A 14,791-nucleotide genomic window follows, 5' to 3' on the forward strand; every position below is an offset into this window, starting at 1 on the left:
AGCGAGGCAATAAGATGGATTATACGCTCACCCGCATCGATCCTAACGGTGAGAACGACCGTTACCCCCTGCAAAAACAGGAGATCGTAACTGACCCCCTTGAGCAAGAAGTCAACAAAAGCGTGTATATGGGAAAACTCGAACACGCGTTGCATGACATGGTGAACTGGGGCCGTAAGAACTCAATCTGGCCTTATAACTTCGGCCTTTCTTGCTGCTATGTGGAAATGGTGACGTCCTTTACCGCGGTGCACGATGTTGCGCGTTTTGGCGCCGAAGTGCTGCGTGCTTCCCCGCGTCAGGCGGACCTGATGGTAGTGGCGGGCACCTGCTTCACCAAAATGGCCCCGGTTATTCAGCGTCTTTATGACCAGATGCTGGAGCCAAAGTGGGTTATCTCCATGGGCGCATGCGCTAACTCCGGCGGTATGTACGATATTTACTCTGTCGTACAGGGTGTGGATAAGTTCATTCCGGTTGATGTTTACATCCCGGGCTGCCCGCCGCGTCCGGAAGCTTATATGCAGGCGCTGATGCTACTGCAGGAATCCATTGGTAAAGAACGTCGTCCGCTTTCGTGGGTGGTTGGCGATCAGGGCGTGTATCGCGCCAACATGCAGTCGGAACGCGAGCGTAAACGCGGCGAACGTATTGCAGTGACCAATCTGCGGACTCCGGACGAGATTTAACTTGCGCCTGCGGGCGGGAAAAAGACTTCGCAAATCAATCTACTAAAGCAGCGAAGCCTCGCCCGGCAGTCACCACGGACCTTTTGCAATGGTGAACAATATGACCGATTTAACTGCGCATGATGCCGCACCAGCCTGGCAAACCCGCGATCACCTTGATGACCCGGTGATCGGCGAACTGCGCAACCGTTTTGGGCCGGATGCCTTTACCGTTCAGCCAACCCGCACCGGCGTTCCGGTGGTTTGGGTGAAGCGCGAACAGCTGCTTGAGGTGGGTGATTTCCTGAAGAGATTACCAAAGCCTTACGTAATGCTGTTTGACCTGCACGGCATGGATGAACGTCTGCGCACGCACCGCGACGGTTTACCCGCCGCGGATTTTTCCGTTTTCTATCACCTGATTTCAGTAGACCGCAATCGCGACATCATGCTCAAGGTTGCGCTTTCGGAAAACGATCTGCACCTGCCGACCTTTACCAAACTGTACCCCAACGCCAACTGGTATGAGCGTGAAACCTGGGAGATGTTTGGCGTCACCTTCGATGGTCACCCGAATCTGCGTCGCATCATGATGCCGTCAACCTGGGAAGGCCACCCGCTGCGCAAAGACTATCCGGCCCGCGCCACCGAATTCGATCCGTTTGAGCTGACCAAAGCCAAACAGGATTTGGAAATGGAAGCGCTGACCTTCAAACCGGAAGAGTGGGGTATGAAGCGCGGGACTGAAAACGAGGACTTCATGTTCCTCAACCTCGGCCCGAACCACCCATCTGCACACGGTGCGTTCCGTATTATTCTGCAGCTTGATGGCGAGGAGATTGTCGACTGCGTACCAGACATCGGCTACCACCACCGCGGCGCTGAAAAGATGGGCGAGCGCCAGTCCTGGCACAGCTACATCCCATACACTGACCGTATTGAATACCTCGGCGGCTGCGTTAACGAGATGCCGTACGTGTTGGCAGTGGAAAAACTAGCCGGGATCACCGTGCCGGATCGCGTCAACGTGATCCGCGTGATGCTATCCGAGCTGTTCCGCATTAACAGCCACCTGCTCTATATTTCGACCTTTATTCAGGACGTCGGTGCGATGACGCCGGTCTTCTTCGCCTTTACCGACCGTCAGAAAATCTACGATCTGGTTGAAGCGATTACCGGCTTCCGTATGCACCCGGCCTGGTTCCGCATCGGCGGCGTCGCCCACGACCTGCCGCGCGGTTGGGATCGTCTGCTGCGTGAATTCCTTGAGTGGATGCCAAAGCGTCTGGACTCCTACGAGAAAGCCGCGTTGCGTAACACCATCCTTATTGGCCGTTCAAAAGGGGTGGCTGCTTATGGCGCGAAAGAGGCGCTGGAGTGGGGCACTACTGGAGCAGGTCTGCGCGCCACCGGTATTGGTTTCGACGTTCGTAAATGGCGTCCCTATTCTGGCTATGAAAACTTCGACTTTGAAATCCCGACCGGCGGCGGTGTTTCCGACTGCTACACCCGCGTGATGCTAAAAGTGGAAGAGCTGCGCCAGAGCCTGCGCATTCTTCAGCAGTGCCTCGATAACATGCCGGAAGGCCCGTTCAAAGCGGATCACCCGCTGACCACGCCGCCGCCGAAAGAGCGCACGCTGCAGCATATCGAAACCCTGATTACGCACTTCCTGCAGGTTTCCTGGGGCCCGGTCATGCCGGCCAATGAATCCTTCCAGATGGTTGAAGCGACGAAGGGTATTAACAGTTACTACCTGACCAGCGACGGCAGCACCATGAGCTACCGCACCCGTATCCGCACGCCGAGCTATGCGCACCTGCAGCAGATCCCGGCGGCGATTCGCGGCAGCCTGGTATCAGACCTGATCGTCTATCTGGGTAGTATCGATTTTGTTATGTCAGACGTGGACCGCTAATTATGCACGAGAATCAACAACCACAAACCGAGGCTTTTGAGCTGAGTGCGGCAGAGCGTGAGGCGATTGAGCACGAAAAGCACCACTACGAAGACCCGCGTGCGGCGTCCATTGAAGCGCTGAAGATCGTTCAGAAGCAGCGCGGCTGGGTGCCGGACGGCGCAATCTACGCTATCGCCGATGTGCTGGGGATCCCGGCCAGCGACGTAGAAGGAGTGGCAACGTTCTACAGTCAGATTTTCCGCCAGCCAGTAGGCCGTCACGTGATTCGCTATTGCGACAGCGTGGTGTGCCATATCACTGGTTTCCAGGGCATTCAGTCGGCTATCGAGAAGAAGCTGGACATCAAACCGGGTCAAACCACTTTTGATGGCCGTTTCACTCTGCTGCCGACCTGTTGTCTGGGCAACTGCGACAAGGGGCCGACGATGATGATTGATGAGGACACTCACAGTTATCTGACGCCGGAAGCGATTCCTGACCTCCTGGAGCGGTATAAATGAAAACCATTATTCGTACTGCCGAAACCCATCCGTTAACCTGGCGTCTGCGTGACGACAAACAGCCGGTCTGGCTGGATGAATACCAGAGTAAAAACGGTTATGCCGGGGCGCGTAAAGCGCTTTGTGGGATGGCACCGGACGAAATCGTTAATCAGGTAAAAGACGCTGGCCTGAAAGGGCGCGGCGGCGCGGGCTTCTCCACCGGCTTGAAGTGGAGCCTGATGCCGAAAGACGAATCCATGAACATCCGTTACCTGCTGTGTAATGCCGATGAAATGGAGCCGGGCACCTATAAAGACCGCCTGCTGATGGAACAGCTGCCGCACCTGCTGGTTGAAGGCATGCTGATCTCCGCGTTTGCGCTGAAAGCGTATCGCGGCTACATCTTCCTGCGCGGCGAATATATTGAAGCGGCTCAGCATCTGCGCCGGGCGATTGCCGAAGCGAACGAAGCGGGTCTGCTGGGAAAAAACATTCTTGGTAGCGGTTTTGACTTCGAACTGATTGTCCACACCGGGGCAGGGCGCTACATCTGCGGCGAAGAAACCGCGTTGATTAACTCTCTCGAAGGCCGCCGCGCGAACCCGCGCTCCAAGCCGCCGTTCCCGGCAAGCTCCGGTGTATGGGGTAAACCAACCTGCGTTAACAACGTCGAAACCCTGTGCAACGTCCCGGCGATTTTGGCTAACGGCGTTGAGTGGTATCAGAACATTTCCACCAGTAAAGATGCCGGCACCAAGCTGATGGGCTTCTCTGGTCGGGTGAAAAATCCGGGCGTCTGGGAGCTGCCTTTCGGCACCACCGCGCGCGAGATCCTCGAAGATTATGCGGGCGGCATGCGCGATGGCCTGAAGTTTAAAGCCTGGCAGCCGGGCGGTGCGGGAACCGACTTCCTGACCGAAGCGCATCTTGACCTGCCGATGGAATTCGAAAGCATCGGTAAAGCGGGGAGCCGCCTGGGGACGTCGCTGGCGATGGCCGTTGACCACGAGATCAACATGGTATCGCTGGTGCGCAACCTGGAAGAGTTTTTCGCCCGCGAGTCCTGCGGCTGGTGTACGCCGTGCCGCGACGGGCTGCCGTGGAGCGTGAAAATTCTGCGCGCTCTGGAGCGCGGCGAAGGTCAGCCGGGGGATATCGAAACACTTGAGCAACTGTGTCGATTCCTCGGGCCGGGGAAAACCTTCTGCGCGCACGCGCCGGGCGCGGTTGAGCCGCTGCAGAGCGCGATTAAATATTTCCGCGAAGAATTCGAGGCAGGCATCAAGCAGCAGTTCAGCAATACCCATGCAATCAACGGTATTCAGCCGAACCTGCTTAAGACGCGCTGGTAATCTAAAGAATTATTTATTTTGGAAGCACGCTAATGGCTACGATTCATGTAGACGGCAAAGAATACGAGGTCGATGGAGCGGACAACCTGCTAGAGGCTTGTCTCTCTCTTGGTCTTGATATTCCATACTTTTGCTGGCATCCGGCGCTGGGAAGCGTTGGTGCTTGCCGCCAGTGTGCGGTGAAGCAATATCAAAACGCGGAAGACACGCGTGGCCGCCTGGTGATGTCCTGTATGACACCGGCATCCGACGGCACTTTTATTTCTATCGACGACACCGAAGCGAAACAGTTCCGCGAGAGCGTCGTTGAGTGGTTGATGACCAACCACCCGCACGACTGCCCGGTCTGCGAAGAAGGTGGTAACTGCCACTTACAGGATATGACCGTGATGACCGGTCATAGCTTCCGTCGCTACCGCTTTACCAAGCGTACCCATCGTAACCAGGACCTGGGGCCGTTCATCTCGCACGAAATGAACCGTTGCATCGCCTGCTATCGCTGCGTTCGTTACTATAAAGATTATGCTGATGGTACCGACCTGGGCGTTTATGGCGCGCACGACAACGTCTACTTCGGTCGCCCGGAAGACGGCGTGCTGGAAAGCGAGTTCTCCGGCAACCTGGTTGAAGTTTGCCCGACCGGCGTCTTCACTGATAAAACGCACTCCGAGCGCTATAACCGTAAATGGGACATGCAGTTTGCGCCAAGCATCTGCCAGCAGTGTTCCATTGGCTGCAACATCAGCCCCGGTGAGCGTTACGGTGAACTGCGCCGTATCGAAAACCGTTACAACGGTACCGTTAACCGCTACTTCCTCTGCGACCGCGGTCGTTTCGGGTATGGCTATGTGAACCTGAAAGACCGTCCGCGTCAGCCGGTTCAGCGCCGTGGCGACGACTTCATCACCCTCAACGCCGAACAGGCGATGCAGGGCGCGGCGGATATTTTGCGCCAGTCGAAGAAAGTCATTGGTATCGGCTCCCCGCGCGCCAGCATCGAAAGCAACTTCGCGCTGCGCGATCTGGTCGGCGCCGATAACTTCTATACCGGCATTGCTAAAGGTGAACAAGAACGCCTGCAGATGATGCTGAAAGTGCTGCGCGATGGCGGTATTCATACCCCGGCGCTGCGCGAAATTGAATCCTACGATGCGGTGTTGATCCTCGGTGAGGACATCACCCAGACCGGCGCGCGTATTGCGCTGGCGGTGCGTCAGGCGGTGAAAGGCAAAGCACGTGAAATGGCGGCGGCGCAGAAAGTCGCCGACTGGCAGATCGCCGCGATCCTTAACATTGGCCAGCGCGCGAAGCATCCGCTGTTTGTGACCAATATTGATGATACTCGCCTTGACGATATCGCCGCGTGGACCTACCGTGCGCCGGTAGAAGATCAGGCGCGCCTCGGCTTTGCTATTGCCCATGCGCTGGATGACAGCGCCCCGGTTGTGGAAGGGCTGAGCAGCGATCTGAAAGGTAAAGTCGATGTGATCGTTCAGGCATTGGCCGGAGCGAAAAAACCGCTGATTGTTTCTGGAACCAATGCTGGCAGCATTGAGGTCATTCAGGCTGCGGCCAACGTGGCGAAAGCCCTTAAAGGCCGCGGTGCTGACGTTGGCGTAACGATGGTTGCCCGCGCGGTGAACAGTGTTGGCCTCGGCATGATCGGCGGCGGCTCTCTTGAAGAGGCGCTGAGCGAACTGGAAACCGGTGCCGCCGATGCGGTTATCGTGCTGGAAAACGACCTGCACCGCCATGCTTCTGCCGCCCGCGTTGATGCGGCGCTGGCGAAAGCGCCGCTGGTGATGGTGGTCGACCATCAGCGTACGGCGATTATGGATAAAGCGCATCTGGTGCTCTCCGCGGCAAGCTTTGCGGAAAGCGATGGCACGGTGGTGAATAACGAAGGTCGCGCCCAGCGCTTCTTCCAGGTTTACGATCCGGCCTACTACGATGCGAAAACCGTGATGCTGGAAAGCTGGCGTTGGCTGCACTCGTTGCACAGCACCGTCAACAACCGTCAGGTCGACTGGACGCAGCTGGATCACGTTATTGACGCTGCGATTGCCGCACTGCCGCAACTGGCCGGTATCAAAGACGCCGCGCCGGATGCGACCTTCCGCATTCGCGGCCAGAAACTGGCTCGTGAACCGCATCGCTACAGCGGCCGTACGGCGATGCGCGCTAACATTAGCGTGCATGAACCGCGTCAGCCGCAGGATAAAGACACCATGTTCGCCTTCTCCATGGAAGGGAACAACCAGCCATCCGCTCCGCGTTCGCAGATTCCGTTCGCCTGGGCGCCGGGCTGGAACTCCCCGCAGGCGTGGAACAAGTTCCAGGATGAGGTGGGCGGGAAACTGCGCCATGGCGATCCGGGCGTGCGTCTGATTGAAGCTTCCGCCAGCGGTCTGGAGTACTTTACCGTGGTACCGGCAAGCTTCGAAGCTGAAGAAGGGAAATGGCGTATTGCGCCTTACTACCATCTGTTCGGCAGCGACGAAATGTCGCAGCGTTCTCCGGTATTCCAGAGCCGCATGCCGCAGCCGTACGTTAAGCTTAACCCGGCAGATGCCGCGAAGCTGGGCGTAAATAACGGCGCGATGGTCTCCTTCAGCGTTGAAGGTCAGACCCTTAGTCTGCCGCTGGTGATTTCGGCGGGGCTGACGGCAGGGCAGGTTGGCTTACCGATGGGCATGCCGGGCATCGCACCGGTACTGACCGGCGCGCGTATTGATACTTTGCAGGAGGCGAAAGCATGAGTTGGTTAACTCCCGATCTCATCGACATTCTGTTAGGCATCCTCAAGGCGGTGGTGATTCTGCTGGTGGTGGTGACCTGCGGCGCGTTCATGAGCTTTGGCGAACGTCGTCTGCTCGGCCTGTTCCAGAACCGCTACGGACCTAACCGCGTGGGCTGGGGCGGTTCGCTACAGCTCGTTGCCGACATGATCAAAATGTTCTTTAAAGAGGACTGGGTACCGAAATTCTCGGACCGTATGATCTTTACCCTGGCACCGGTTATCGCCTTCACCTCGCTGCTGCTGGCCTTCGCCATTGTGCCGGTCAGCCCAAGCTGGGTGGTTGCCGATCTTAACATCGGGATCCTGTTCTTCCTGATGATGGCAGGCCTCGCGGTGTACGCGGTGCTGTTCGCCGGTTGGTCGAGCAACAACAAATACTCTCTGCTGGGTGCAATGCGTGCTTCTGCGCAAACCCTGAGCTACGAAGTGTTCCTCGGACTGTCCCTGATGGGCGTGGTGGCGCAGGCCGGTTCATTCAATATGACCGACATCGTCAATAACCAGGAACATCTGTGGAACGTTATTCCGCAGTTTTTTGGCTTCGTGACCTTTGCGATTGCGGGTGTGGCGGTTTGTCACCGTCACCCGTTTGACCAACCGGAAGCGGAACAGGAACTGGCAGATGGTTACCACATTGAATATTCCGGCATGAAGTTCGGTCTGTTCTTCGTTGGCGAATATATCGGGATTGTTACCGTATCAGCGCTGATCGTGACGCTGTTCTTCGGTGGCTGGCAAGGTCCGTTCTTACCACCATTCATCTGGTTTGCGCTAAAAACCGCGTTCTTCATGATGATGTTCATTTTGATTCGTGCGTCCTTACCGCGTCCGCGTTATGACCAGGTAATGTCCTTCGGCTGGAAAGTGTGCCTGCCGCTGACGCTCGTCAACTTGTTGGTAACGGCGGCTGTCATTCTCTGGCAGCAGCCATAAGGGGCTTTAGACCATGACCTTAAAAGAATTATTGGTAGGGTTTGGCACCCAGGTCCGCAGTATCTGCATGATCGGGATGCACGCCTTTGCCAAACGTGAAACTCAGATGTACCCGGAAGAGCCGGTATATCTACCGCCGCGCTACCGTGGTCGTATCGTGCTGACCCGCGATCCGGACGGCGAGGAGCGCTGCGTTGCCTGTAACCTGTGTGCGGTAGCGTGTCCGGTGGGCTGTATCTCTCTGCAAAAAGCGGAGACCAAAGACGGTCGCTGGTACCCGGAGTTTTTCCGCATCAACTTCTCACGCTGCATTTTCTGCGGCCTGTGCGAAGAAGCGTGCCCGACCACGGCGATCCAGTTGACCCCGGACTTTGAACTGGGCGAATACAAACGTCAGGACCTGGTGTACGAAAAAGAGGATCTGCTGATTTCCGGTCCGGGCAAATACCCGGAATATAACTTCTACCGGATGGCGGGTATGGCAATCGACGGCAAAGATAAGGGCGAAGCAGAGAACGAAGCCAAGCCTATCGACGTCAAGAGCCTGTTACCGTAAGGAGAGGGCAATGGAATTCGCTTTTTATATCTGTGGCCTGATAGCCATCCTCGCCACCCTGCGGGTGATCACCCACACCAATCCGGTGCATGCGCTGCTGTACCTGATTATTTCGCTGTTGGCGATTGCCGGGGTGTTCTTCTCGCTGGGCGCTTACTTCGCCGGTGCGCTGGAAATTATCGTTTACGCCGGGGCCATTATGGTGCTGTTCGTTTTCGTGGTGATGATGCTCAACCTGGGCGGCAGCGAAATCGAGCAGGAACGTCAATGGCTGAAACCGGGGATCTGGATTGGCCCGGCCATCCTTTCCGCTGTGCTGCTGGTGGTTATCGTTTACGCCATACTCGGTCTTAACGACCAGGGGATCGACGGTGCGGCGATTAATGCCAAAGAAGTGGGTATTGCGCTGTTTGGTCCGTACGTACTGGCGGTGGAACTGGCTTCCATGCTGCTGTTGGCGGGCCTGGTTGTCGCCTTCCATATCGGCCGCGAAGAGCGCGTCGGGGAAGTGCTGAGCAACCGTCAGAACGACAGCGACAAAAGAAAAACGGAGGAACACGCATGATCCCCTTAACACATGGACTGATCCTCGCCGCCGTCCTGTTTGTCCTTGGCCTGACGGGGCTGATAATCCGTCGTAATCTGCTGTTTATGCTGATTAGCCTGGAGATCATGATCAACGCCTCCGCGCTGGCTTTCGTGGTTGCCGGGAGTTATTGGGGCCAGGCTGATGGTCAGATAATGTATATCCTCGCCATCACCCTTGCCGCCGCAGAAGCGAGTATCGGCCTGGCGCTGCTGCTGCAGCTCCATCGTCGTCGCCAGAACCTGAACATCGATTCAGTAAGTGAGTTGCGCGGATGAACATGCTTGCCTTAACCATTCTTTTGCCATTGATTGGCTTTGTTCTGCTGGCCTTCTCTCGCGGGCGCTGGTCGGAGAATCTGTCCGCCACCATCGGGATGGGCTCGGTTGGCCTGGCGGCGCTGGTGACGGCGTTTGTTGGCATCGACTTCTTTGCTAACGGCAGGCAGGCGGTCAGCGTTCCGCTGTGGACCTGGATGTCGGTGGGCGATTTCAACGTCGGCTTCAACCTGGTGCTGGACGGTCTGTCGCTGACCATGCTTTCCGTAGTCACCGGTGTCGGCTTCCTGATCCACATGTTCGCCTCCTGGTATATGCGCGGTGAAGAGGGCTACTCCCGTTTCTTCGCCTATACCAACCTGTTTATCGCCAGCATGGTGGTTCTGGTTCTTGCTGATAACCTGCTGCTGATGTACCTCGGCTGGGAAGGTGTGGGTCTGTGCTCCTATTTGCTGATCGGTTTCTACTATACCGATCCGAAGAACGGCGCTGCGGCGATGAAAGCGTTTGTGGTGACCCGCGTTGGCGATGTGTTCCTCGCGTTTGCGCTGTTCATTCTCTACAACGAACTGGGCACCCTGAACTTCCGCGAAATGGTCGAACTGGCGCCTGCGCATTTTGAAGCCGGCAACAATATGCTGACGTGGGCGACCCTGATGCTGCTGGGCGGCGCGGTGGGTAAATCCGCACAGCTGCCGTTGCAGACCTGGCTTGCTGACGCGATGGCAGGCCCGACGCCTGTCTCTGCGCTGATCCACGCTGCAACCATGGTGACCGCGGGTGTGTACCTGATTGCCCGCACACATGGTCTGTTCCTGATGACCCCGGAAATTCTGCATCTGGTGGGGATCGTCGGTGCGGTGACGCTGGTGCTGGCGGGTTTCGCCGCGCTGGTGCAGACCGATATCAAACGCGTACTCGCTTATTCCACCATGAGCCAGATTGGCTACATGTTCCTCGCGCTCGGCGTACAGGCGTGGGATGCGGCGATTTTCCACCTGATGACGCATGCCTTCTTTAAAGCGCTGCTGTTCCTGTCGTCCGGCTCGGTGATTCTGGCCTGCCATCACGAACAGAACATCTTCAAGATGGGTGGCCTGCGTAAGTCTATTCCGCTGGTGTATGTCTGCTTCCTGGTGGGGGGCGCGGCGCTGTCCGCACTGCCGCTGATTACCGCAGGCTTCTTCAGTAAGGATGAGATTCTGGCTGGTGCGATGGCTAACGGTCATCTCAATCTGATGGTTGCCGGTCTGGTCGGAGCGTTTATGACCTCCCTGTATACCTTCCGCATGATTTTCATCGTGTTCCACGGCAAAGAGCAAATTCACGCGCACGCAGGGAAGGGGATTACCCATCATCTGCCGCTGATTGTGCTGATGGTGCTGTCCACCTTCGTTGGCGCGCTGATTGTGCCGCCGCTGCATGGTGTATTGCCGTCAACCACTGAGCTTGAGCATGGTCGCGTCATGACCCTGGAGATTACCTCTGGCGTTGTGGCGATAGCAGGCATTCTGATTGCTGCATGGCTGTGGCTGGGTAAACGCACGCTGGTGACGTCGATTGCCAACAGCGCACCGGGCCGTCTGCTCGGTACCTGGTGGTATAACGCCTGGGGCTTTGACTGGTTATACGACAAAGTGTTCGTGAAGCCGTTCCTCGGCGTGGCGTGGCTGCTGAAAAGCGATCCGCTGAATGCGCTGATGAACATCCCGGCGATCCTTTCCCGCTTCGCAGGCAAAGGCCTGGTGGTAAGCGAGAACGGCTATTTGCGCTGGTATGTGGCTTCCATGAGCATCGGTGCGGTCGTGGTGCTGGCGCTGCTGATGGTATTGCATTGAGTGTGAGGATTGGGAGTGTTTTGCCCGGTGGCGCTGCGCTTGCCGGGCCTACAAACCCGAAGAGAATTTTTTAAAATTCGTTGAAAATCAAGTCTAAAAGGACAGGCGTTATCGGCGAAGTCAGAGTGGACACCGCCTGCGCGCAGCAACCGGAGCGTACTGGAGTACGTGAGGATTGCGAGCACAGCCGGGGTTCGCTATGACGAGTGAGATAGCCTGAACAGGACTTAAACAAGGAACAAAGATCACCATGTTATTACCTTGGTTGATATTAATCCCCTTTATCGGCGGCTTCCTGTGCTGGCAGACTGAACGCTTCGGCGTGAAGATGCCGCGCTGGATCGCGCTGATCACCATGGGATTGACGTTTGTGCTTGGCCTGCAACTGTGGATGCAGGGTGGCTACTCTCTCACGCAATCTAGCGGTATTCCGCAGTGGCAGTCAGAATTCGTGATGCCGTGGATCCCGCGCTTCGGCATTAGCATTCATCTGGCGATCGACGGTTTGTCGCTGCTGATGGTGGTGCTGACCGGGCTGCTCGGCGTGCTGGCGGTGCTCTGTTCATGGCGCGAAATCGAGAAGTATCAGGGCTTTTTCCATCTTAACCTGATGTGGATCCTGGGCGGCGTGATTGGCGTGTTCCTGGCTATCGACCTGTTCCTGTTCTTCTTCTTCTGGGAAATGATGCTGGTGCCGATGTATTTCCTGATAGCACTCTGGGGTCATAAGGCTTCCGACGGGAAAACGCGTATCACGGCGGCAACCAAGTTCTTCATTTATACCCAAGCGAGCGGTCTGGTGATGCTGATTGCCATTCTGGCGCTGGCGTTTGTTCACTTCAACGCCACCGGCGTGTGGACCTTCAACTATGAAGAGCTGCTGAAGACGCCGATGTCGCATGGTGTGGAATACATGCTGATGCTGGGCTTCTTTATCGCTTTTGCGGTGAAAATGCCGGTAGTTCCGCTGCACGGCTGGCTGCCGGATGCGCACTCGCAGGCGCCGACCGCGGGTTCCGTTGACCTCGCGGGGATCTTGCTGAAAACCGCGGCCTACGGTCTGCTGCGCTTCGCGCTGCCGCTGTTCCCCAACGCTTCCGCTGAATTTGCACCTATTGCCATGTGGCTGGGCGTTATCGGCATTTTCTATGGCGCGTGGATGGCTTTCAGCCAGTACGACATCAAACGCCTGATTGCTTACACTTCTGTTTCCCATATGGGCTTTGTGCTGATTGCTATCTACACCGGCAGCCAGTTGGCTTATCAGGGAGCGGTGATTCAGATGATTGCGCACGGTCTGTCCGCAGCCGGTCTGTTCATTCTGTGCGGCCAGCTGTATGAACGTCTGCATACGCGCGATATGCGCCAGATGGGCGGCCTGTGGAGCAAAATTAAGTGGCTTCCGGCACTGTCAATGTTCTTTGCCGTTGCGACTTTGGGGATGCCGGGTACTGGTAACTTCGTCGGCGAATTTATGATTCTGTTCGGCAGCTATAAAACCGTACCGGTGATTACCATTATTTCCACCTTTGGTCTGGTGTTCGCTTCCGTTTACTCGCTGTCGATGCTGCATCGCGCGTACTTTGGTAAAGCAAAGAGCGAAATTGCTGCAAAAGAATTGCCGGGAATGTCCCTGCGTGAATTGTCTATCGTTCTGCTGTTGGTTGTTCTGCTGGTGCTGCTGGGCTTCTTCCCGCAGCCGATTCTGGACACCTCGCACTCTGCGATGAGCAATATTCAGCAGTGGTTTGTTAATTCTGTTTCTACTACAAGGCCGTAATTCGCCATGACAATAACTCCACAACAACTGATCGCACTGCTACCGCTGCTGATCGTCGGCTTGACGGTGGTGGTTGTGATGCTCTCCATTGCGTGGCGACGCAATCATTTCCTCAATGCCACGCTATCGGTTCTCGGCCTCAACGTCGCGCTAGTCTCACTTTGGTTCGTGGGGCAGAATGGGGCGATGGACGTGACGCCGCTGATTCGCGTTGACGGCTATTCCATGCTCTATACCGGGCTGGTGCTGCTAGCGAGTCTGGCGACCTGTACCTTTGCTTATCCGTGGCTTGAGGGCTACAAGGACAATAAAGAAGAGTTCTACCTGCTGGTGCTGATCGCCGCGTTGGGTGGTATTCTGCTGGCGGGCGCTAACCATCTGGCGGCGTTGTTCCTCGGTATTGAGCTTATCTCTCTGCCGCTGTTTGGTCTGGTGGGTTACGCCTTCCGTCAGAAACGCTCGCTGGAAGCCAGTATCAAATACACCATTCTGTCTGCCGTCGCTTCTTCTTTCCTGCTGTTCGGTATCGCGCTGGTGTATGCGAACTCCGGTAACCTGTCCTTCCTCGCCCTGGGTAAGAACCTGGCTGACAGCACGCTACATGAACCGTTGCTGCTGGCTGGTGTGGGCTTGATGATTGTCGGTCTGGGCTTCAAGCTGTCGCTGGTACCGTTTCATCTGTGGACGCCGGACGTCTACCAGGGCGCGCCTGCGCCAGTATCAACCTTCCTGGCGACCGCCAGCAAGATTGCTATCTTTGGCGTGGTGATGCGTCTGTTCCTGTATGTGCCAGTCGGCAACAGCGAGGCCGTACGCGTGGTGCTGGGCCTTATCGCTTTCGCGTCGATTATCTTCGGTAACCTGATGGCGTTGAGCCAGACCAATATCAAACGCCTGCTTGGCTACTCTTCCATTTCTCATCTTGGCTATTTGCTGGTGGCGCTGATTGCTCTGCAGAGCGGCGAGATGTCGATGGAAGCGGTGGGCGTCTATCTGGCCGGTTATCTGTTCAGCAGTCTCGGCGCGTTTGGCGTGGTGAGCCTGATGTCCAGCCCGTATCGCGGGCCGGATGCGGATTCGCTCTATTCATATCGAGGCCTGTTCTGGCATCGCCCGATCCTGTCGGCTGTGATGACGGTGATGATGCTATCCCTCGCCGGTATACCGATGACGCTGGGCTTTATCGGTAAGTTCTACGTGCTGGCGGTCGGTGTACATGCGCACTTGTGGTGGCTGGTAGGGGCGGTGGTTGTCGGTTCGGCAATCGGTCTCTACTACTACCTGCGCGTTGCGGTAAGCCTGTATTTGAGCGCACCGGAGAAACTCAATCGCGATGCGCCGTCTAACTGGCAGTACAGCGCCGGGGGCATCGTAGTGCTGATCTCCGCGCTGTTGGTGCTGGTGCTTGGCGTATGGCCGCAGCCGTTGATTAGCATCGTGCAGCTGGCGATGCCGCTGATGTAACCTGACAACTATCTGAGAAAAAGGATCGCTTCGGCGGTCCTTTTTTTATCGGTGAAAAATGGATGTATATTTTCTTTAATATTCGTATTTGTCATGCGGTTTGTCATATTAGCCTCACTTTACGTTTCCCCTC

At 56.5% G+C, this 14,791-nt stretch carries 12 protein-coding genes; all 12 read left to right on the plus strand.

The window, feature by feature from the left end:
- Positions 1 to 14 precede the first annotated feature (14 nt).
- Positions 15 to 689 carry an NADH-quinone oxidoreductase subunit NuoB gene (gene nuoB / locus DA718_RS08445; protein WP_002913178.1) on the plus strand — a complete coding sequence of 225 codons (675 nt, stop codon included), beginning with the start codon at positions 15 to 17 and terminating at the stop codon, positions 687 to 689.
- 88 nt (positions 690 to 777) lie between these two features.
- Positions 778 to 2,586, plus strand: coding sequence for an NADH-quinone oxidoreductase subunit C/D (gene nuoC / locus DA718_RS08450; RefSeq protein ID WP_112212988.1), 1,809 nt, complete (start codon positions 778 to 780; stop codon positions 2,584 to 2,586).
- Positions 2,587 to 2,588: 2 nt separating this feature from the next.
- The gene (gene nuoE, locus DA718_RS08455) at positions 2,589 to 3,089 is read left to right on the plus strand and encodes an NADH-quinone oxidoreductase subunit NuoE (protein ID WP_004104075.1); all 501 of its coding nucleotides are present in this window, start codon (positions 2,589 to 2,591) and stop codon (positions 3,087 to 3,089) included.
- Positions 3,086 to 4,423, plus strand: coding sequence for an NADH-quinone oxidoreductase subunit NuoF (nuoF, locus tag DA718_RS08460; protein WP_112212989.1), 1,338 nt, complete (start codon positions 3,086 to 3,088; stop codon positions 4,421 to 4,423). Before nuoE ends, nuoF begins: the two co-directional genes overlap by 4 nt.
- 32 nt (positions 4,424 to 4,455) lie before the next feature.
- Positions 4,456 to 7,182: an NADH-quinone oxidoreductase subunit NuoG gene (gene nuoG / locus DA718_RS08465; protein ID WP_112212990.1), complete on the plus strand. Its 2,727-nt coding sequence runs from the start codon at positions 4,456 to 4,458 to the stop codon at positions 7,180 to 7,182.
- Positions 7,179 to 8,156: an NADH-quinone oxidoreductase subunit NuoH gene (gene nuoH, locus DA718_RS08470; protein ID WP_110272281.1), complete on the plus strand. Its 978-nt coding sequence runs from the start codon at positions 7,179 to 7,181 to the stop codon at positions 8,154 to 8,156. The genes nuoG and nuoH overlap by 4 nt, the downstream gene beginning before the upstream one ends.
- Positions 8,157 to 8,169: 13 nt before the next feature.
- On the plus strand, positions 8,170 to 8,712 hold the full coding sequence (gene nuoI, locus DA718_RS08475; protein ID WP_015365590.1) for an NADH-quinone oxidoreductase subunit NuoI: 543 nt from the start codon (positions 8,170 to 8,172) through the stop codon (positions 8,710 to 8,712).
- Positions 8,713 to 8,722: 10 nt separating this feature from the next.
- Positions 8,723 to 9,277, plus strand: coding sequence for an NADH-quinone oxidoreductase subunit J (gene nuoJ, locus DA718_RS08480; RefSeq protein WP_112212991.1), 555 nt, complete (start codon positions 8,723 to 8,725; stop codon positions 9,275 to 9,277).
- Positions 9,274 to 9,576 carry an NADH-quinone oxidoreductase subunit NuoK gene (gene nuoK / locus DA718_RS08485; RefSeq protein ID WP_110272284.1) on the plus strand — a complete coding sequence of 101 codons (303 nt, stop codon included), beginning with the start codon at positions 9,274 to 9,276 and terminating at the stop codon, positions 9,574 to 9,576. The genes nuoJ and nuoK overlap by 4 nt, the downstream gene beginning before the upstream one ends.
- On the plus strand, positions 9,573 to 11,414 hold the full coding sequence (gene nuoL / locus DA718_RS08490; RefSeq protein WP_112212992.1) for an NADH-quinone oxidoreductase subunit L: 1,842 nt from the start codon (positions 9,573 to 9,575) through the stop codon (positions 11,412 to 11,414). The genes nuoK and nuoL overlap by 4 nt, the downstream gene beginning before the upstream one ends.
- A gap of 250 nt (positions 11,415 to 11,664) precedes the next feature.
- The gene (gene nuoM / locus DA718_RS08495) at positions 11,665 to 13,194 is read left to right on the plus strand and encodes an NADH-quinone oxidoreductase subunit M (protein WP_112212993.1); all 1,530 of its coding nucleotides are present in this window, start codon (positions 11,665 to 11,667) and stop codon (positions 13,192 to 13,194) included.
- 6 nt (positions 13,195 to 13,200) lie between these two features.
- Positions 13,201 to 14,658 (plus strand): NADH-quinone oxidoreductase subunit NuoN, encoded by a 1,458-nt coding sequence (gene nuoN, locus DA718_RS08500; RefSeq protein ID WP_112212994.1) that lies wholly within the window; start codon positions 13,201 to 13,203, stop codon positions 14,656 to 14,658.
- Positions 14,659 to 14,791: the final 133 nt, after the last annotated feature.

The organism is Klebsiella huaxiensis (assembly GCF_003261575.2).
Lineage (GTDB): Bacteria > Pseudomonadota > Gammaproteobacteria > Enterobacterales > Enterobacteriaceae > Klebsiella > Klebsiella huaxiensis.

Coding starts and splice junctions, on each gene's coding strand:
- nuoC (WP_112212988.1), top strand. CDS start 778: ATGGTGAACAATATGACCGATTTAACTGCGCATGATGCCGCACCAGCC.
- nuoI (WP_015365590.1), top strand. CDS start 8,170: ATGACCTTAAAAGAATTATTGGTAGGGTTTGGCACCCAGGTCCGCAGT.
- nuoF (WP_112212989.1), top strand. CDS start 3,086: ATGAAAACCATTATTCGTACTGCCGAAACCCATCCGTTAACCTGGCGT.
- nuoE (WP_004104075.1), top strand. CDS start 2,589: ATGCACGAGAATCAACAACCACAAACCGAGGCTTTTGAGCTGAGTGCG.
- nuoK (WP_110272284.1), top strand. CDS start 9,274: ATGATCCCCTTAACACATGGACTGATCCTCGCCGCCGTCCTGTTTGTC.
- nuoB (WP_002913178.1), top strand. CDS start 15: ATGGATTATACGCTCACCCGCATCGATCCTAACGGTGAGAACGACCGT.
- nuoM (WP_112212993.1), top strand. CDS start 11,665: ATGTTATTACCTTGGTTGATATTAATCCCCTTTATCGGCGGCTTCCTG.
- nuoH (WP_110272281.1), top strand. CDS start 7,179: ATGAGTTGGTTAACTCCCGATCTCATCGACATTCTGTTAGGCATCCTC.
- nuoJ (WP_112212991.1), top strand. CDS start 8,723: ATGGAATTCGCTTTTTATATCTGTGGCCTGATAGCCATCCTCGCCACC.
- nuoN (WP_112212994.1), top strand. CDS start 13,201: ATGACAATAACTCCACAACAACTGATCGCACTGCTACCGCTGCTGATC.
- nuoG (WP_112212990.1), top strand. CDS start 4,456: ATGGCTACGATTCATGTAGACGGCAAAGAATACGAGGTCGATGGAGCG.
- nuoL (WP_112212992.1), top strand. CDS start 9,573: ATGAACATGCTTGCCTTAACCATTCTTTTGCCATTGATTGGCTTTGTT.